Here is a 17,275-nt window from a genome sequence, read left to right as displayed (position 1 = left end):
ACCTGGAACCACAAACAGCAGCACGACCATGGCACCCCCCAGCTCCAGCGGCGCCAGCCTGACGGCACCGATGGCAAGCATCGGCGTGCCCGCAGAGATCAAGCGCGATGAACAGCGCGTGGCCCTCACCCCTGACGGGGTAGCCGATCTGGTGAACCAGGGCATGGAGGTGCGCATCCAGGCGGGAGCAGGTTTAGGGGCTGGCTTCAGCGATGCCGCCTTCGCCGCCGCCGGGGCCCGGCTGGTGGGCGCCGCAGAAGCCTGGGGCGCCCATTTGGTGGTGAAGGTCAAGGAGCCCCAGCCCGAGGAATTCGGCTTCCTGCGCTCCGATCTGGTGCTGTTCACCTACCTGCACCTGGCCGCCTACCCGGAGGTGGGCAGGGCCCTGCTGGAGGCTGGCACCACTGCCGTGGCCTATGAAACCGTGCAGCTCGAAGACGGCAGCCTGCCTTTGCTGGCGCCGATGAGCGAAATCGCCGGCCGGCTGGCAGCCCAGGTGGGGGCCCACCTGCTGGAGCGCCCCCACGGCGGTCGCGGCATCCTGATGGGCGGCTGCACCGGGGTGCGGCCGGCGCGGGTGGTCGTGCTGGGAGCAGGCAGTGTGGGCTGGAATGCGGCCCGGATCGCCGCCGCCATGGATGCGGAGGTATTCCTGCTGGATCGCTCGCCCGAGCGGCTGCGCAGCCTCGAGGCCCACCGCCGCGGCCGGCTGGTGAGCCTGGTTAGCAGCAGCAGCCTGATCGAGCGCCTAGTCCCGGGTGCCGATCTGCTCATTGGTGCCGTGCTCACCGCCGGTGGCCGGGCACCCACTCTGGTGGAGGAGGAGCTGGTGCGGCAGATGCAACCCGGATCCGTGGTGGTGGATGTGGCGATCGACCAGGGGGGCTGCATTGCCACCAGCCGCGAAACCAGCCACACCGATCCGGTGCACACGCTCCACGGCGTGCAGCACTATGCCGTCGGCAACATGCCAGGGGCCGTGCCCTTCACCTCCACCGAAGCGCTGGTGAGTGTCACCCTGCCGTACATCCTGGTGATGGCGGGGCGGGGCCTGGTCGAAGCAGTCACCGACCGACCCGAACTACTCTCCGGTCTCAACACAGTGCATGGGGCGGTATGCCATCCCGGCGTTGCCCGGGCCCTGGATGTGACACCCCGCCACCCGATGGCCTGTCTGCGCTGACACGGCTTGCACTGAGCCGGCTTGAGCCGATGAAACAAGGGTCAGTCCAGTTCCAGCGCCTCCAGGTAGAGCCAGCCACCTTCGAGGCTGTTGCCCGCCCGCCCGAACAGCGAGCATTCCCGCATCACACCCCTCTGGCCGGCAGCGTCGTAGTGGGCCTCAAAAGTCACCGTGCCGCTGAGGTCGTGCGGGCCGCCGGCCGTAACGGCCAGGATCTGTAGCCGCTGCCAGTGGAGCTGGCCGATGCTGGCCGCCAGCTCCCGGCGCCGGCGCGCCAGGGGCACCGGGGAGGGCTGGGTCTGCAGCAGGTACTCCACCTCCCCCAGGGCATAGGCGCTGTAGCGCGAGCGCATCAGCTGCTCGGCCGTGGCCGCCTGGCGTTCGCCGCGGTGCAGCGGCGCGCAGCAGCTGGAGTAGAGAAAGCCACCACAGGGGCAGGGGTTCTGCATGGATTCAGGCTGACCCAGCCAGCGGGCGGGTCAGGGCCGCCGGATCGATCCCCTCGCGCAGGGCCAGCACCAGCCCGGCGGCTTCGGCATAGGAGCTGGCCGGGATCGCCGCCAGCCCCAGCGCCTCGGCGGTCACCTCCAGCAGGCAGGGATTGGCGACGCTGATCAGGGGGATGCCCCGCTCGGCACAGGCCAGCACCGCCGCTCCGCCCAGGGCACCGGCGGGGGCCACCACCGCGCCCAGCTGCGCGGCGTGCAGCAGCGGAGCCGTTCCGCGCATTGCTGAGTCCACCAGGGGCACCAGATCCGGCGCCCGGCTCAGTCCCACCAGCACGCAGGGCAGAAAGGTGTGACCCAGCTCTTCGGCCGCGGCGCGGGGATCTAGCGCTGGATCGAGAGGCAGGGGCAGCAGCGCCGGGGCATGGGCACAGGGAATCTCCAGATGGCGCACCAGCAGGTGGCTGATCACCGCTTCGGCGCCCGCCAGGGCATCGACGCCGGAGCCGGCCCGGTAGGCCGCCAGGGCTTCGCTTTCGGGATCCTCAGGGAAGCGGGCCACCACGGCGATGGCCGTCGCACCGGCCGCCACCAGCTGCTCGCCAGCGCGGAGCAGGACATCGGGGCGTTCGATCGTGCCCCAGCTGCTGCCGCTGGCCCCCTGCTGCAGAATCACCCCCAGGGGCAGCTCGCTGCTCAGGACCGGCCCGATCGGCAGGCCGAGGCTGGCCCGGCAGGCGTCGATCACCTGGCGGTGGCGTAGGGCCAGCTCCGGCTCGATGCCGGCATCGAGCAAAACGCCTACCCGCTGAGACGCCCGCGGCGCCAGGGCCAGCTCGCCGGCTGCGAAGCGATCCAGGGCCCAGCCCTCCACGTAGTGGATGCGGGAATCGCTCCAGTACAAGGAGGCCCCATTCATCACGTTGGGATGGGTGATCAGGCAGCCACTGGCGGCCGCCAGCAAGCGGGCGGCGGGCAGGCCATCGCCCGCATAACCACCCAGTTCACATCCAATCCCGGTGGGAATCACCAGCAAGGTGGGCAGAGGCAGGCTCGCCGTCATGCCAGCACCACCGCTTCAAGCGTCAGCAATGGGCAAGATCCACCCAGACCTGGCTCCACCGCGGTGATCGCCCAGCGCAGCGGTTGGCCGTGCGGAGCCAACGCGGCCTCGATCTGGGCCAACAATGGCCCTGGAGTGCGGCGGAACTGCAGCGTTACGGGCTGCAGGCGCAGCACCGCAGCACTCATTTCTGGTACTTACCGAACTGGGCTTCATAAAGGGCATCCTCCATACCCGCCTGAAGCCGCAGGTCAGACTGGGGGAAGGAAACGCAGAGCAGGGCATAGCCCTTTAGTTGCAGGTCTGTCTTGACTCCCATGGCATCGGGCTGCTGAACGCTGCCCTCACTGATCAGAGCCGCGCAAGTGGTGCAGACCCCTGAACAGCAGGAACTGGGCAAGGGGACCCCAGCGGCCTCGGCTGCAGACAGCACGGTTTGGTCGCTGCGGCAAGGGAAGGTGTGTTGGGTGCCTTGAAACTCGGCGGTGATTGTGAAGGTCTGGGTTTCGGTCACAGGATGGTGCCGGAGTGGGCAGCTAAAAGCCATTGTTCCAGTCCGCCCGCGCCAGCCGCGGCGATCAAAGCTCCTGCCACTGGCTTGGGTGGGGAGCCAGGTATTCCGGTGGCGAGGAGCTATCCCTAGCCACGGGGGCTGTTAGGGCGAAATCGATGCTGAGGGAGCAGCGCAAATCATCTGGGTCCTCGTTGGGCAGCACCGCGTGATCGAGGCAGCTGGGAAACAGCAGCAGCAGTCCTGCCTGGGGAGCCACATCCAGCCAAGGTGCGCTCCAAGGCGATGCAGCCAACGGACCTTCGTGGCCAACGGCCATCCCAGGCACCAGCTCATTCACCTGCCGCTGCGGCCACAGGCGCAGACAGCCACTGCGGCCGCTGCCATCACCGTTGAAGTAGTAGATGGCACTGAGGTGAGCGTTGGGGTGATGGTGGCGGCCTACCACCTGCCCCTCCTCACTAAGCACGGGCCAGCAGCGCTGCAGGTGCAAGGCCACTCGGCTGAGATCGAAACCCAATTGCTGCAAATAAGTTTCTGCATGGCCTGTCAAGACAGCGATCAGTGGTGCAAAGGCCGGCTGACGCTGCAACTGCCAGACACCATTGAGGTCGCCGGTCCAGGCACAGCCAGGATCTGGGTTGGAGCTGGCATGGCCCCGCAGCTCGTGCAGGGCCTGAAGTTGCAGTGCCGTATCCAGAGGATCAGGCGAGAGCTGCACCCTGCCAAGAGCCACCGGAAACAGAGGCTCGATCTGCAAACCAGCCCCCAGACTCAGGACATGCCGGCTGAACCGCCGACCACTTCCAGAATTTCCTGGGTAATGGCGGCCTGGCGAGCCTTGTTGTAGTCGAGCGTGAGGCTCTTAGCGAGAGCCTTGGCGTTATCACTGGCGTTGTTCATTGCCGTCATCCGACTGGCCAACTCAGAAGCTGCGGCCTCCTGCAGAGAACGCAGAAGCTGGTTTTCCAAATAAAGGGGCAGCAGGGCATTGAGCAACTGATCAGGGCTCTGATCAAAGACAATGTCGGAGGGCAGCTTGGGCTGCAAGTTGGCAGCCGTGCCCACTTCAACTCCCAGCCGACCTTCCCGGGTAGTGAGACGGAAGATCTCGTCCTCAGGGATAGCAATGCCCTGGGGATCCAGGGGCAGCAGGGTCTGGATTACGGGCTTGGAGCTCACCAAGTTGATGAACTTGGTGAAGATGATCTCGACACGGTCGGTGCTGCCGGAGAGAAACTCCGCCAGCACTTCGTTGGCGATACCCATCGCTTCACTGGCCTTGGGCACCTGGTCAAGACCGGTAAAGGTGGCGCGAATCGTGTACTGGTTAGCACGATTCTGGAAGTAGGTGATCGCCTTACGACCGATCAAGACCAGATCCACCTTGTAGCCCTGGCCAACCAATTCAGCAGTGCGCAGTTCGGTGCGCTTGATGATGTTGGCGTTGTAGCCACCGCACAATCCCCGATCACCGGTAACGGCAAGCAGAGTGATGGTGGCAACCTCGCGCTGCTCGAGCAGAGGAGCGTCGGCATCTTCAAAGCGCATGCGTGACTGAAGATTTTCCAGCACGCGGGCGAGCCTGTCAGCAAAAGGACGGCTGCGCAGCACCTGCTCCTGAGCGCGGCGAACCTTGGCGGCTGCCACTAGGCGCATGGCCTCAGTGATCTTGCGAGTGTTCTTGACCGAACCAATCCGGTCGCGGATATCTTTGAGGTTTGCCATTAGTTATGCCCCTCCTCAAACGGAGGCGAGCATGGTCGACTTCACCTCGTTGATGGCATCCTTGAGCATGGCTTCAGCTTCGTCGCTGAGCTGCTTCTCGGTCTGCACCTTGGAGATGAACTCGGCCTTATTGCTCTTGAGGTATTCGCGCAGCTCGCGGCAGAACTGCACCACAGACTCCACAGGAACTTCGTCGATCAGGCCCTTGACGCCGGCATAAACGACAGCCACCTGCTCCGCAAGGATTAGGGGGCTGAACTGGGGCTGCTTGAGAATCTCGCGCAGACGCTTACCCCTGCCGAGCTGCTGCTGGGTTGCGGCATCGAGGTCGGAGGCGAACTGGGAGAAGGCAGCTAGTTCGTCGAACTGAGCCAGCTCGAGCTTCAAGGTACCGGCAATCTTCTTGATCGCCTTGGTCTGGGCAGCACCGCCCACCCGACTCACGGAAATACCAACGTTGATGGCGGGGCGTAGACCAGAGTTGAACAGGTCGGAGCTCAGGAACACCTGGCCATCGGTGATCGAGATCACGTTGGTGGGGATGTAGGCAGATACGTCACCGGCTTGAGTTTCGATGATCGGCAGTGCGGTCATCGAGCCCTTGCCCATGGCATCGCTGAGCTTGGCGGCACGCTCAAGCAAACGGCTGTGGCAATAGAAGACGTCGCCGGGATACGCCTCACGACCGGGGGGGCGACGCAGCAGCAGGGACATCTGGCGATAGGCCTGGGCCTGCTTGGTGAGGTCGTCGTAAATCACCAAGGTGGCCTTGCCCTTGTACATGAACGATTCGGCCAGCGCCGCACCGGTGTAGGGAGCCAGGTATTGAAGGGCTGCAGCCTCGGAGGCACTCGCAGCTACCACGATGGTGTAATCGAGGGCTCCCTTCTCCCGCAGCACTTCAACCACGTTGGCTACGGATGCGGCCTTCTGACCAATGGCCACATAAACGCAGACGACGTCTTCGCCCTTCTGGTTAATGATCGTGTCGATGGCGATAGCGGTTTTGCCCGTCTGACGGTCGCCAATAATCAGCTCGCGCTGGCCCCGGCCGATCGGAATCATGGCGTCGATGGCGGTGATGCCCGTTTGCATGGGCTCGTGCACCGACTTGCGCTGGATGATGCCAGGCGCCATCGATTCGATTAGGCGAGTTTCGGTAGTGGCGATGTCACCCTTGCCGTCGATGGGCTGGCCCAGCGAATTGACAACCCGGCCAAGCATGGCGTCGCCGACGGGCACGGCGGCGATCTTGCCGGTTGCCTTGACGGTGCTGCCCTCCTGGATGCCGCGACCTTCGCCCATCAACACCACGCCGACGTTGTCGTCTTCAAGGTTGAGGGCAATGCCTTCGGTGCCGTCCTCGAACTGCACCAGTTCACCGGCCATCACCTGCTGCAGGCCATACACGCGGGCGATGCCATCGCCGATCTGCAGCACGGTGCCAACGTTGCTGACCGAAACCGACTTGTCGTAGTCCTCAATCTGCTGCTTGAGGATGGCGCTGATCTCGTCGGGGCGGATGGAAACCATGGGAGGAAGTCCCCACAGGGGGGCTAATGGAGGGGAAGACGGGGAAGCGGGGAGAGGGCTACCGGACCAAGAAGGTTCCGGAAGATTGGGCGGACAGGTGAGCTAGCTCACCTGGGCCAGCGCCAGTCCGAGGCGGCGCACCTGACCAGACAGGCTGGCGTCAATGACTTGGGAGCCCATGCTGACGATGAAGCCTCCTATCAAGGAGGGGTCAACCACGAGATCGAACTCCACCGATTTAGAACCTGCAATCGCTTGAACCTTGCTGTTGAGCTCAGCCTGCTGCTCCTCGCTGAGGGCAGAAGCAGAAGTCACCTTGGCCAAAGTGATGTTGCGCAGCTCCCGATAAAGCTCCAAGAAACGCATCAAAACAGCCTCCATCATGGGAAGGCGCTGGCGATCGGCCAAGAGCTTGAGCAGGTTTTGCACCGCAGGGGTGACCTGATCGTCGAAAAGCTTTGCCAAAGCAGCCTTCTTGGCTTCGGCTTCAAGCACGGGCGACGCCAGAGCAGCTCTGAGCTCGGGACTTGAAGTCAATACGGCCAGAAGGGATTTTGCCTGTTCGGCAACAGCGTCAGTCTCATTACGAGATTCAGCTACCTGCAGCAACGCTTCGGCGTAGGGAGTAGCAATCGAGTTGAGGAGTGGCATCAGGCTTTACCCAGGGTTGAAATGGACTGATCGATCAGTCGGGCCTGGGCATCTGCATTGAGCTTGCCGGGAAGGGTGGCAAGTGCTTGGGCAATAGCCCGATTGGCGGCTTCGCGGCGCAACTGGTCGGTGACGCGGGCTGCTTCGGCATTCAAGTCGGCCATGGCTCCCTGCTTAAGGCGAGCCATTTCATCGATCGTGCGCTTTTCGCTTTCCAGACGCAAAGATTGGGCACGAGCCAAACCATCAGCGCGAATCTGCTCAGCCTTTTGTTGGGCAGCAGCCAAATCCTGCTGGGCTTGAGCTAACGAAGAAGTTGCTGCGAGAAGACGCTGCTCAGCATCTTGCAGATCGTTGAGGATGGCTGCACGACGGCGCTCCAAGATGCTGCCGAGAAAACCTGGCAAAAACTTCCAAAGGCCGGCGATCACAATCGCCAAGTTGATGATGTTGGTCTCAAACGGATTGAGGTTGAAACCAAATCCGCCGTGACTTGCTAGCAAGGTGGGTAGCAGGAAAGTCATGAGGCAGCCAGCAAGCGGGTCACGATCAGATCACCGAGCTTGTCGGCGTCTTTATTAAGCCGGTCCATCGCCTGATCTCGCTGAGAATCAATCTCACGGCGGGCCTGCTCCCGGGAAGCATTGGCATCGGCAGTAGCCGCGGCAAGGGCGTCGCGGTAGAGACGATCCATCTCCTGCTCGGCCTCGAGAATCAGCTTTTGGGACTGCTGACGCGCGTCCTTGAGCTGTTCCTTGAGATCTGCTTCCAGCCGCTCGGCTTGAGCCAGCTTCTGCTTGGCGTCGGCGCGGCTAGTGGAGATAAAGCTCTCACGCTCCTCCACGGCCCGTCCTACGGGGCGGAAGAACAGCGAATTCAGAATGAAAGTGAGGAGAACAACCTGAACCGCCATCAGCGGCAGGGTGGCATCGAGGTCAAAAAGACCTCCCTCAGGGACACCTGCTTCGGCGAGCAGAAGCCAGCTGGTCATTTGGGCGAGGGCGCTGGAACGATCGGTCGGGATTGAGGTTTGTGAGCCTGGGAGGGCAGGAGCAACAAGCCCCCGCCCTCCTTCCACTCACAACAACGCTCAACCAGCGAAGGGGTTGGCAAACAACAGCACCAGTGCGACCACAAGGCCGTAGATGGTGAGCGCTTCCATGAAGGCAAGGGAGAGCAGCAAGGTGCCGCGAATCTTGCCTTCGGCTTCAGGCTGACGTGCAATGCCTTCAACGGCGCCGCCAGCTGCGGTGCCCTGACCGATGCCGGGGCCGATGGCACCGAGGCCTACAGCCAGACCAGCGGCCAGAACAGACGCAGCGGAGGTGATGGAATCCATGGTGGAGTGGGGGATTGGGGTCGCGGTTGTGGCGCGTTATGGACCGGGAATAAAACCCTGCGCTGAGGACATCCTTTCAAGGATGGGCCCGGGATGCTGCCGGACCTGCGCGAGGGAGATTTAGCAGACCGCCGGAGCGGAGCTGCTGGTGAAGAGCTACTAGTGGTGCTCTTCGTGAACTGCCTCGCCGATGTAGTAGGCAGCGAGGGTGGCAAAAATCAGAGCCTGAATAGCACTGGTGAAAAGACCCAGGAACATTGCAGGCAGGGGCACAATCAATGGCACCAAAAATGCCAGAACTGCGACCACCAGTTCATCCGCCAAGATGTTGCCAAAAAGACGGAAGGAAAGGGAAAGGGGCTTAGTGAAATCTTCAACGATCTTGAATGGAAGCATGATCGGTGTCGGCTCCACGTAGTACTCGAAGTACCTCAGACCCTTACGGCTCAAGCCGGCATAGAAGTAGGCAAGGGATACCAACAAAGCCAAAGCAATGGTTGTGTTGATATCAGCCGTTGGTGCACCAAGCTCGCCACTAGGCAGGTGGATCAGCTTCCAGGGCACCAGAGCTCCGCCCCAGTTACTGACAAAGATGAACAGGAACAGGGTGCCGATGAAGGGCATCCAATCGCGGTAAGCCTTCTCACCAATCTGTTCACGGGAGAGATCGCGGATGTAATCCCAGAGGAACTCGAGCAGGTTCTGGGTGCCTCGGGGATCACGCTCCAGCTTGCGGGTGCCAACCACTACAAGGGCAAGCAAGGCACCGATAACCACCCAGGAGCTCAGGAAGACCTGTCCGTGAATCTTGAGGTTGCCAAGTTGCCAGTAGAGGTGTTTACCAACCTCCAGTTCAGCAAAGGGGAGAAGGAGAGGCATCGGAGCCAGCGAAGGGGAGTTCGGGGTCGCCAAGGCGACGGAACGGAAAGGGGATCAGGTGTCGAAGACTGCCTGAAGGATCACGGCCGGCTTGTAGAGCAGAAAGCCCAAAAGAGCCGGCAGGATCGAAAGTTGGGGGGTCCGGGCTGCGATCAGCACTAGGACGACCGGCACCAGCAGCTGAACCTTGCTAACCCGCCGGGCATTTTCTCCCAGCTTGGTGACACTGCGGCTGAGCAGCCACAGATAAAGAAGGCCAGCTAAAGCACCCACCAACAGGCTGGAAGCCGTGGAGATGGAGCCAAAAACGGCTGTTCCTGCCACCGCCACTGCCGAAAGCAGCAAGGTTGCTAGCAAAAGCCGGCGTTGGAGCCGGAAATAACCATCCATGCCATTGCTGACATCGGCGGTTAGCGCTGGCAGGGTTGATGCACCGGTGGCATCATCCAACTGCTCGACCGCTTCACCAGCCTGAACTGCCGTTGAAACGGTGGGTTCAGGGTCGGGAAGTAGGGGGCAGGGGAGAGATACCGACAAGCGCGCTCAAATCCCTGAAAAGGCGCGCGGAATCTATCACGGTGCTGATCCCCGCCCCTTCAGAGCACCGGCAGCAAAACCCTCTGCTTCAGCAGTTGGCGAGCCACGGCAATCCGTTGCGCCGCAGGCCAATCCAAAGGCAGCTGGCCGATCGCCACACCCGGCGCGCTCTCAATGGCAGCCATCAAATTGAGCCCCTCCTCGCTGACGTCAAGGGGCATTAGGTCTGGCCCCATCAAGCGGGTGGCTGGCCAACCCCAAAGGCAGCGGTTGATTTCACCCCGCGCTGCCAGCAGAACTTCGTCGTCGCCCCAATCGGGTGTCTTCACCGCACCACGGCTGAGAAAAAATTCGAAGTGGCTGATATCTGGATCAAGCTCTTCCACCAGGCTCCACTGCTCAAGCTGACTGAGGCCTTGGGCCCGCTCCAGCAGCTCACCACTAAGCAAGCGTGCGGGCGACCACACCTCCGGATTGGAAAACCCGGCAAACTCCAAACCCGCTGAGGCGACAAAAGCCAGCAGACGTTCGAGGTTGTAGCTGGTCTCTTGGGGGTGCAGATACATGTCCGCAAAATTGGCGTCGGCTGCCGTGTCGACGATCCAGCGCCGCTCGTGATGCTGTCGCAGTCGGTTCCCCTCAGGCAACTCAGCCAGCAGCTGGCGACCCAGCCGTAGTCCCTCCTCTCCTGAGCCGACGGCCAGCCGTGCCAAGGCCCGCTGGGTGCGGTGAATTTCCCAGCGGCCGCCATCCGCATACAAAAAAAGATGCAGTAGCCCGCCCGGCCGCAGCAATCCAGCCAATGCCTGCAAACCAGCCTCTGGCTCGCGCAAGTGGTGCAGAACGCCGACGGAATTGATGTAGTCGAAGGGTCCCTCCCCCGCCAGATCCAGCAGGCTGCGCTGTTCGATACGCAACTCCCGCACTGCTTTTGCCGCACCTGAACGACGGGTGCGTTCCCGTGCGACCTCAAGCGCTCCGGCGCTGATATCCACTGCCAACACCGCAGCACCCGGATTGAGGTGGCAGAGGTAGTCGGTGCTGACGCCGGTGCCGCAGCCGGCGTCGAGAATCCGCCAAGGGCGTTCACCCTGGTCGGGGCGCGGCGGCAGGGCTCCAGTAGCAGCAGCCCAGGCGCTATCGACGCACCAGCGCCAGTTGTATCCAGGGGGTGGGCCGTCTTGGAGGGGGTCTCCCGGGTAGGGGAAACGGTCGTAAAAGGCGCTCACCATCGGCGTGGCGGCATCACTGGCGGGCAAGGACGGTTCAGCGGCAACCGGCTGAGCTTTTCACGCCCAGCGGCCATTAGAACGAGTCAATTGGAATCAGCAAGCCAGCGAAGCTGCAAACATTTGTTCATGGCTTGGCAAAGGCCCCGAGGGCCCGCCGTAACGTGGCCCAGCCCGGTTCGCTCTCGTCAATGACCGTGACCGCCAGCAGCGGCAGCACCAGGGTTTCACCCCAGCGCTACGACACCCTGCCGCTCTCCAGCGTCCGTCAGGCGGAGCAACAGGATCGCTTCCCAGACGGCGGGGAGCTTGAAACCCTGGTGGCGTTTTTCCAGAGTGGCCAGCAGCGCTTAGAAGCTGCACGCCGCATCTCCGAAAACGCTGATTTCATCGTGGCCAAGGCGGCCAACCGGATCTTCTCCGGCGGCACGCCCCTCTCCTACCTAGATGCTCCCTTGAGCGTCGTCAGTGGGGGGGCCAGCGACGCCACCCCCTTGGCCGCAGACCAGGCCGCCTTCCAGCGCTCGGTGCAGACCTTCGCCCAGGGCACCGGCGACTCCGGCGGCAACCTGATCAGCCGCCTGCTTGAGGGTGCTGGTGGCGATGCCGACGTGCGGGTAGTGCTGCCCACCGGCTTCAGCCCGATCGCAGTAGGCCGCTACGGCACCGATCGGATGCGCAAGTCGCTGCGCGACATGGCCTGGTTCCTCCGCTATGTGGGCTATGCCCTGGTGGCAGGAGACCCCAGCATCCTGGCCGTAAACACCCGTGGCCTCAGGGATGTGCTGGAGAAGGCCTGCTCCCTGGCTGCCACCAATGTGGCTCTGCAGGAAATGCGCGCCGCAGCCGCCGGCCTTTGCAAAGACAATCCCCAGGCCCGCCAGCTGGTGATCCAGTACTTCAACGTGCTGATCGCTGAACTGCAGGTGGCCACACCAAGCACCCGGCAGCGCCTCGGCAGCCCTGAAAACCAGGGCCTGCAGCTGCCTGCCACCTATGCGCTAGCCGCAGACGGCAAGCAGCGCTTCATCATGCGGCCGCGCCTAAGTGGTGCCCAGAAAGCCGAAGTGATTCGAGCCGCCTATCGCCAGGTTTTCGAACGGGACATCGCCAAGGCCTACAGCCAGACGCCCTGCCCGGTAGAAGCCACCCAGGTGCGCCAGGGCCAGCTGTCGATGCGGGAATTCATCCGCTCCCTCGGCCACAGCAAGGAATATCGCCAACAGTTTTTCGGCCGCTTCTCCAATAGCAGGGCGGTTGAGCTGGCCTTCCGCCACTTCCTAGGCCGCGGCATCAGCTCCCGTGAGGAATTCACCCGCTACTTCGACATCGTCAGCGTCCAAGGCCTGAATGGCCTAGTGGATTCCCTGATCAACACCCTGGAATACGCGCGGGTGTTTGGCGAGGAAACCGTGCCTTACCTGCGGGATCTCGGTGAAGAAGCCCAGGAGAGTGCCGGCTGGGGATCAAACCGCAAGCTATTCCGCTTCAGCGCTCCGTTTGAAGGCGCACCCCAATACGTCACCCTCTACGCCTCCTATCGCCAACCCTTCGCCGATCAGCACGTCTACGGCGGCGGCAACGATCCCCTGGCCCTTACTTACGGCGCGATTTTCCCTTCCGGCACCGCCTCAGTGGCAACCCGGCCAGCGCCCTACGGCTACGACAGCCGCCGCATCCTGATCGGCAATGGCCTGGCCCAGCCTGGCCAGATGGACAGCGCCCAGTTCCGCAAGTCCAAACCACGCCGGGTGGGACCCAAGGTTGTACGCCTCCAGCAGATTGCTACCGGGGGCAGCTCCGTGCCGCGCCGCGGCGGCCAACCCAGCATCCGTGGCACTGAAGCCAGCACCCAGGCCGTTATTAATGCGGTCTATGTGCAAGTTTTAGGCACTGCTGGCTATGCCGGAGAGCGCAATAAGGTTGAGGAAATCAAGCTCGAGAACGGCGACATCAGCCTGCGGGAGTTCATCCGCCAAGTCGCCCGTTCCAAGGCCTTCCGCCGCCGTTATTGGAGCGGCCTTTACATCACCAAGGCTATCGAGGTGATGCATCGCCGGCTGCTAGGTCGCCCAACCTTCGGGCGATGGGAAATTGACGCCTACTTCGATACCGCTGCTCGCAGCGGCTTCTATGGGGTCGTAGATGGGATTCTGAACAGCCGCGAATACAACGAAACCTACGGCGAAGACACAGTCCCCTACGAGCGCTTTGTCACCGCTACTGATCGCAATGCTCGCAAGGTGCCCGGCCTCAACCGCCCCTTCGATGCATCTGCATACGCCGACCTCACACCGGGCAAGCGCCCCGACGTGGCCGCAGTCCAAACCCTGCGCACCACCAGCGATCTGACCAATCGCAATCTGCCGGCGCGCCGCCTAATGATCGTGGGGGGCTGGACAGCCCAGATCGTGGGAGGCGAAACCATGGCGCAACCCAAAGGCAGTGGCACCGCCGGACCTGGCAGCATTCGCCAAGCACCCGCACCCAGCCGCAGCTGGAACCGCACCCCCGCAACGACCACCGGCTTCTGGAGCTCCAGCCCCGCCAGCGGCGGCGCAGCTGCGGCCACTCGCCCTGCCATCTCAGGGGGCTGGCGGGCAGCTGTCGGCAGCGGCCAAAGCACGGGCCTTGCCAACCAGCCAGGCGCTGCCATGGCAAAGGCGATTCAGCCAGGAAGGCCTCAAGGCTTCAGCCGCCGCCAAAGCGTGGGGCGCCCCATACAACTTGGCCGCACCAATAGTGAAACCGAGGTTCAGGAAGCGCTGGAAAGCGTCTACAAGCAACTGCTGAACCGAGTTCCTTTTGCAGCCGAGCGCCTGGGAGACATGGAATCCCAATTCCGCAACCAGCAACTCACGGTGGCGGAGCTTGTTAGCCAAGTAGCTGGCAGCGACCTTTTCCAGGAACGCCTCAACCGCATGGCACCCCTGCGCGCTGCTTCAGCGGCCTATCTCGCCCTGCTCGGTCGAGCTGCCCAACCCGATGAGGTGAGTGCATACCTGGGAACCAGGTCCAGCCGGGGCCAACTGGCGGCCATCGAAACTCTGTTGGGCAGCCAGGAATATGCCGAAAGTTTTGGCCAAAACACGGTTCCCTATCTAAGGGGCCTAGCCAGCGCCGACGGCATTCCTCTCAGCACGGTCAACCGCACCGCCCAGCTCTATGGCGGCAATGCGGGACTCACCCCCGGGCCAAAGGCTGCAATCTGACCCAAAACGCCAAATCACACCCAACCTCCCGGAGACACTTCGGGAGGTTTTTTATGGTCAACATAACAATTGTCGTAAAAGTTGAGCGGCAAGTCGAAACAAGTGGGGCGATTAGCGAAGCAAAATCATGAATAATTGCTGCGCCAAGCCGCTATTAACAAGATCGACCAAAGCCATTGCGGCGCAAGGGGTTTTTCAAGCATAAACGCCATGAAGAACTGTTACCGCCAAGGGGGCAGCGAGGGGCTTTGCCGCAGAATGATTCGGCGATCGGCGCAAGTCGATCCTTCCCCTTACCCACCGGATATCGGTCTCCGTCAAGGCGGCCGCTTGTTTCGAGGCAGAACTGCATGAGCATCGTCTCCAACTCGATCATCAACGCGGACGCCGAAGCCCGCTATCTCAGCCCTGGCGAACTCGACCAGATCAAGTCCTTCGTGGGCGCTGGTCAACGTCGTCTTCGCGTCGCCCAGGTGCTTAGCGAAAGCCGCGAGCGCATCGTCAAAACCGCTGGTGGCGCCCTGTTCCAGCGGCGTCCCGACGTGATCTCCCCCGGCGGCAACGCCTACGGCGAGGAGATGACCGCTTCGTGTCTCCGCGACATGGATTACTACCTGCGCCTGGTGACCTACGGGATCATCGCCGGCGACGTGACGCCCATCGAAGAGATCGGCATCATCGGCGCCAAGGAGATGTATCGCTCCCTCGGCACTCCCCTCGATGCCATGGCTGAGTCCGTGCGGGAAATGAAGAATGCCGCCATGGGCCTACTCACCGGCTCTGACGCTGAAGAAGCCGGCTTCTACTTCGACTACGTCATTGGCGCCCTCTCCTGAGGCAGCGTTCTTTTACTACTCCCCGCCACCACAGCCGGATTCATGCAAGACGCGATCACCAACGTCATTAACCAGGCCGACGTTCAGGGCCTGTACCTGGACGGCTCCGCCATGGGCCGCCTGGAGCAGTACTTCGCCAGTGGTGAGCTGCGCGTCCGCGCCGCTGCCACCATCAGCGCCAATGGTTCGGCCATCATCAAAGAAGCCGTAGCCAAGTCGCTGCTGTATTCGGACATCACCCGTCCGGGCGGCAACATGTACACCACCCGTCGCTATGCAGCTTGCATTCGCGATCTGGACTACTACCTGCGCTACGCCACCTACGCCATGCTGGCTGGGGACACCTCCATCCTCGACGAGCGTGTACTGAATGGTCTCAAGGAGACCTACAACTCCCTGGGTGTACCCATTGGTGCCACCGTCCAATCCATCCAGGCCATGAAGGAAACCACCGCTGCCCTGGTGGGTCCTGATGCTGGCCGTGAAATGGCCGTCTATTTCGACTACATCTGCTCCGGCTTGGGCAACTGATCCCTGCCATCGGCACACCCGAGGATCATCTCCATGCGTCTGTTCAAGATCACGGCTTGCATTCCTTGCCCGGAAAAGAGCCGCTCCCAGCGTGAGCTTCAAAACACCTATTTCACCAAATGGGTGCCCTACGACAGCTGGTTCGCTGAGCAGCAGCGGATCATGAAACAGGGCGGCAAGATCCTCAAAGTGGAATTAGCCACTGGGCGTCGCCAACAGAACGTCGGCAACTGACATTCAGTGCCTTTGGTTTCTCCCCAAGCTCGGCAGATGCCGGGCTTTTTTATTGTTTGACTCTGGTTGCCAGGGGTCGACAACACCCCCCCGGGCACGGCTCAATGGGTTGACGATGGCCCTACCTCCGCCACTCCCCAATTTCAGCCTTGGCCCGCACCGCAACTCACAACCCCCACCGCGACGCTGTCGGCGGTCCTCCGAAGGCTGGGGCGCTGCTGCCGTTGCCCTGGTCCCAGTGGCCAGCAGAGGCCAGGTTGCTTCTGGGCATGGTGGCGCTCTGGAGCGTGATCGGACTATTAGTGCTCACCTCTGCCAGTTGGTGGGTAGCTGAACGGGAGATGGGTGACGGCGCCTTTTATCTCAAGCGCCAGTTGATTTGGATGGCTGCCAGCTGGGGGCTGCTCTGGCTCGGCCTGCGCACCAGCCTGCGGCGCTGGCTGCACCTGGCACCGCTGGGGTTATGGGTTGGGATCGTTCTGGTCGCAGCCACCCTGGTGATGGGCAGCACTGTCAACGGCGCCAGTCGCTGGTTGGTGCTTGGACCGGTACAGCTGCAGCCATCGGAATTAGTCAAGCCTTTTGTGGTGTTGCAGGGCGCTGCTCTTTTTGCCCACTGGAAGCGCATCGGCAACGACCAGAAACTGCTCTGGCTAGGGGCATTTGGCGCCCTGATCCTGCTGATCCTCAAGCAACCAAACCTCAGCACCGCGGCCCTATCCGGGCTGCTGCTCTGGCTGCTGGCCCTGGCTGGGGGCCTTTCTCTGCCCATGCTGCTCGGGGCAGCCGGAGCGGGGGGGCTGCTTGGCAGCGCCAGCATCATGATCAACGAATACCAGCGTTTGCGGGTGGTGTCCTTCCTGGATCCCTGGCGAGATGCCCAGGGGGACGGCTACCAACTGGTGCAGAGCTTGATGGCGATCGGCTCAGGAGGCTTCCTAGGCGAGGGGTTTGGCCTTTCCACCCAGAAGCTGCAATACCTGCCGATCCAGAGCACCGATTTTATTTTTGCAGTGTTTGCTGAGGAATTTGGCTTCGTGGGCTCGGTGGTGCTACTGCTGTTTTTGCTGCTGTTTGGCTTTGTTGGGCTGAGGGTTGCCCTCAGCTGCCGCAGCAACCAGCAGCGCCTGATCGCCATCGGCTGCACCACATTGCTGGTGGGCCAATCCATCCTCAATATCGCCGTAGCCAGCGGTGCCATGCCCACCACCGGCCTGCCATTGCCACTGATCAGCTATGGCGGCAACTCCTTGATGGCCAGCCTGCTTGTTTGCGGCCTATTGATCCGGTGCTCGCTGGAGGCAGGCGGTCTTGCCCCTACCCCCAGGCGCCGGCGCACCGCAGCTGCCCGATAGGCTGATCC

The 17,275-nt window shown here is 62.4% G+C and carries 20 protein-coding genes; 6 read left to right on the top strand and 14 right to left on the bottom strand.

From position 1 onward, the window contains the following. Positions 1-70 precede the first annotated feature (70 nt). Positions 71-1,183, top strand: a complete 1,113-nt coding sequence (ald, locus tag KBY73_RS12560; protein WP_254937525.1) for an alanine dehydrogenase — start codon at positions 71-73, stop codon at positions 1,181-1,183. Between the two features lie 41 nt (positions 1,184-1,224). Here the strand turns inward: ald and KBY73_RS12555 are convergent, their stop codons facing one another. From KBY73_RS12555 to KBY73_RS12490, 14 genes are all read right to left on the bottom strand, one after another. After that, entirely contained in the window at positions 1,225-1,632 is a 408-nt protein-coding gene (locus KBY73_RS12555; protein WP_254937423.1) for a YchJ family protein, read from the bottom strand. Positions 1,633-1,636: 4 nt separating this feature from the next. Continuing rightward, the gene (locus KBY73_RS12550) at positions 1,637-2,692 is read right to left on the bottom strand and encodes a DUF3326 domain-containing protein (protein ID WP_254937422.1); all 1,056 of its coding nucleotides are present in this window, start codon (positions 2,690-2,692) and stop codon (positions 1,637-1,639) included. After that, on the bottom strand, positions 2,689-2,880 hold the full coding sequence (locus tag KBY73_RS12545) for a hypothetical protein (protein WP_254937421.1): 192 nt from the start codon (positions 2,878-2,880) through the stop codon (positions 2,689-2,691). Before KBY73_RS12545 ends, KBY73_RS12550 begins: the two co-directional genes overlap by 4 nt. Beyond that, complete coding sequence (locus KBY73_RS12540; protein WP_261349842.1) at positions 2,877-3,239, bottom strand: 2Fe-2S iron-sulfur cluster-binding protein; 363 nt, start codon at positions 3,237-3,239, stop codon at positions 2,877-2,879. Before KBY73_RS12540 ends, KBY73_RS12545 begins: the two co-directional genes overlap by 4 nt. Positions 3,240-3,270: 31 nt before the next feature. Then, positions 3,271-3,963: a TIGR02466 family protein gene (locus KBY73_RS12535; protein ID WP_254937419.1), complete on the bottom strand. Its 693-nt coding sequence runs from the start codon at positions 3,961-3,963 to the stop codon at positions 3,271-3,273. A 14-nt stretch (positions 3,964-3,977) separates the two neighbouring features. Beyond that, positions 3,978-4,931 carry a F0F1 ATP synthase subunit gamma gene (locus KBY73_RS12530; protein WP_254937418.1) on the bottom strand — a complete coding sequence of 318 codons (954 nt, stop codon included), beginning with the start codon at positions 4,929-4,931 and terminating at the stop codon, positions 3,978-3,980. A 15-nt stretch (positions 4,932-4,946) separates the two neighbouring features. Beyond that, a complete protein-coding gene (gene atpA, locus KBY73_RS12525; protein WP_254937417.1) occupies positions 4,947-6,464 on the bottom strand; it encodes a F0F1 ATP synthase subunit alpha in 1,518 nt (505 codons plus the stop codon). 102 nt (positions 6,465-6,566) lie between these two features. Then, positions 6,567-7,115 (bottom strand): ATP synthase F1 subunit delta, encoded by a 549-nt coding sequence (gene atpH, locus KBY73_RS12520; RefSeq protein WP_254937416.1) that lies wholly within the window; start codon positions 7,113-7,115, stop codon positions 6,567-6,569. Further along, complete coding sequence (locus tag KBY73_RS12515; protein WP_254937415.1) at positions 7,115-7,639, bottom strand: F0F1 ATP synthase subunit B; 525 nt, start codon at positions 7,637-7,639, stop codon at positions 7,115-7,117. The genes atpH and KBY73_RS12515 overlap by 1 nt, the downstream gene beginning before the upstream one ends. Further along, positions 7,636-8,106 (bottom strand): F0F1 ATP synthase subunit B', encoded by a 471-nt coding sequence (locus KBY73_RS12510; RefSeq protein ID WP_254937414.1) that lies wholly within the window; start codon positions 8,104-8,106, stop codon positions 7,636-7,638. The genes KBY73_RS12515 and KBY73_RS12510 overlap by 4 nt, the downstream gene beginning before the upstream one ends. A 99-nt stretch (positions 8,107-8,205) precedes the next feature. Next, positions 8,206-8,454, bottom strand: a complete 249-nt coding sequence (gene atpE / locus KBY73_RS12505; RefSeq protein WP_106502337.1) for an ATP synthase F0 subunit C — start codon at positions 8,452-8,454, stop codon at positions 8,206-8,208. A gap of 159 nt (positions 8,455-8,613) precedes the next feature. Next, the gene (gene atpB / locus KBY73_RS12500; RefSeq protein ID WP_396093617.1) at positions 8,614-9,333 is read right to left on the bottom strand and encodes a F0F1 ATP synthase subunit A; all 720 of its coding nucleotides are present in this window, start codon (positions 9,331-9,333) and stop codon (positions 8,614-8,616) included. 54 nt (positions 9,334-9,387) lie between these two features. Further along, positions 9,388-9,870, bottom strand: a complete 483-nt coding sequence (locus KBY73_RS12495; protein ID WP_254937413.1) for an ATP synthase subunit I — start codon at positions 9,868-9,870, stop codon at positions 9,388-9,390. A gap of 59 nt (positions 9,871-9,929) precedes the next feature. Next, positions 9,930-11,102 carry a bifunctional 2-polyprenyl-6-hydroxyphenol methylase/3-demethylubiquinol 3-O-methyltransferase UbiG gene (locus tag KBY73_RS12490; RefSeq protein ID WP_254937523.1) on the bottom strand — a complete coding sequence of 391 codons (1,173 nt, stop codon included), beginning with the start codon at positions 11,100-11,102 and terminating at the stop codon, positions 9,930-9,932. Between the two features lie 188 nt (positions 11,103-11,290). Between KBY73_RS12490 and KBY73_RS12485 the strand changes: the two genes are divergently transcribed. From KBY73_RS12485 to KBY73_RS12465, 5 genes are all read left to right on the top strand, one after another. Beyond that, complete coding sequence (locus KBY73_RS12485; RefSeq protein ID WP_254937522.1) at positions 11,291-14,311, top strand: phycobilisome rod-core linker polypeptide; 3,021 nt, start codon at positions 11,291-11,293, stop codon at positions 14,309-14,311. A gap of 350 nt (positions 14,312-14,661) precedes the next feature. Beyond that, the gene (locus KBY73_RS12480) at positions 14,662-15,147 is read left to right on the top strand and encodes an allophycocyanin (RefSeq protein ID WP_094561358.1); all 486 of its coding nucleotides are present in this window, start codon (positions 14,662-14,664) and stop codon (positions 15,145-15,147) included. Between the two features lie 42 nt (positions 15,148-15,189). Further along, a complete protein-coding gene (apcB, locus tag KBY73_RS12475; RefSeq protein ID WP_254937412.1) occupies positions 15,190-15,678 on the top strand; it encodes an allophycocyanin subunit beta in 489 nt (162 codons plus the stop codon). 33 nt (positions 15,679-15,711) lie between these two features. Further along, a complete protein-coding gene (locus tag KBY73_RS12470; protein WP_254937411.1) occupies positions 15,712-15,912 on the top strand; it encodes a phycobilisome linker polypeptide in 201 nt (66 codons plus the stop codon). A gap of 215 nt (positions 15,913-16,127) precedes the next feature. Next, positions 16,128-17,267 carry an FtsW/RodA/SpoVE family cell cycle protein gene (locus KBY73_RS12465; protein WP_254937521.1) on the top strand — a complete coding sequence of 380 codons (1,140 nt, stop codon included), beginning with the start codon at positions 16,128-16,130 and terminating at the stop codon, positions 17,265-17,267. Positions 17,268-17,275: the final 8 nt, after the last annotated feature.

It is taken from the genome of Cyanobium sp. Tous-M-B4 (assembly GCF_024345395.1).
Lineage (GTDB): Bacteria > Cyanobacteriota > Cyanobacteriia > PCC-6307 > Cyanobiaceae > Cyanobium_A.
This window is presented reverse-complemented; position numbering and strand designations above follow the sequence as displayed.

Bases quoted from the DNA above. Each gene is read 5' to 3' on its own strand.
- KBY73_RS12540 (WP_261349842.1), bottom strand. From the start codon at position 3,239: ATGGCTTTTAGCTGCCCACTCCGGCACCATCCTGTGACCGAAACCCAG.
- KBY73_RS12510 (WP_254937414.1), bottom strand. From the start codon at position 8,106: ATGACCAGCTGGCTTCTGCTCGCCGAAGCAGGTGTCCCTGAGGGAGGT.
- atpH (WP_254937416.1), bottom strand. From the start codon at position 7,115: ATGCCACTCCTCAACTCGATTGCTACTCCCTACGCCGAAGCGTTGCTG.
- KBY73_RS12515 (WP_254937415.1), bottom strand. From the start codon at position 7,639: ATGACTTTCCTGCTACCCACCTTGCTAGCAAGTCACGGCGGATTTGGT.
- KBY73_RS12530 (WP_254937418.1), bottom strand. From the start codon at position 4,931: ATGGCAAACCTCAAAGATATCCGCGACCGGATTGGTTCGGTCAAGAAC.
- KBY73_RS12485 (WP_254937522.1), top strand. From the start codon at position 11,291: ATGACCGTGACCGCCAGCAGCGGCAGCACCAGGGTTTCACCCCAGCGC.
- ald (WP_254937525.1), top strand. From the start codon at position 71: ATGGCAAGCATCGGCGTGCCCGCAGAGATCAAGCGCGATGAACAGCGC.
- KBY73_RS12470 (WP_254937411.1), top strand. From the start codon at position 15,712: ATGCGTCTGTTCAAGATCACGGCTTGCATTCCTTGCCCGGAAAAGAGC.
- atpA (WP_254937417.1), bottom strand. From the start codon at position 6,464: ATGGTTTCCATCCGCCCCGACGAGATCAGCGCCATCCTCAAGCAGCAG.
- KBY73_RS12490 (WP_254937523.1), bottom strand. From the start codon at position 11,102: ATGGTGAGCGCCTTTTACGACCGTTTCCCCTACCCGGGAGACCCCCTC.
- KBY73_RS12480 (WP_094561358.1), top strand. From the start codon at position 14,662: ATGAGCATCGTCTCCAACTCGATCATCAACGCGGACGCCGAAGCCCGC.
- atpE (WP_106502337.1), bottom strand. From the start codon at position 8,454: ATGGATTCCATCACCTCCGCTGCGTCTGTTCTGGCCGCTGGTCTGGCT.
- apcB (WP_254937412.1), top strand. From the start codon at position 15,190: ATGCAAGACGCGATCACCAACGTCATTAACCAGGCCGACGTTCAGGGC.
- atpB (WP_396093617.1), bottom strand. From the start codon at position 9,333: ATGCCTCTCCTTCTCCCCTTTGCTGAACTGGAGGTTGGTAAACACCTC.
- KBY73_RS12555 (WP_254937423.1), bottom strand. From the start codon at position 1,632: ATGCAGAACCCCTGCCCCTGTGGTGGCTTTCTCTACTCCAGCTGCTGC.
- KBY73_RS12550 (WP_254937422.1), bottom strand. From the start codon at position 2,692: ATGACGGCGAGCCTGCCTCTGCCCACCTTGCTGGTGATTCCCACCGGG.
- KBY73_RS12545 (WP_254937421.1), bottom strand. From the start codon at position 2,880: ATGAGTGCTGCGGTGCTGCGCCTGCAGCCCGTAACGCTGCAGTTCCGC.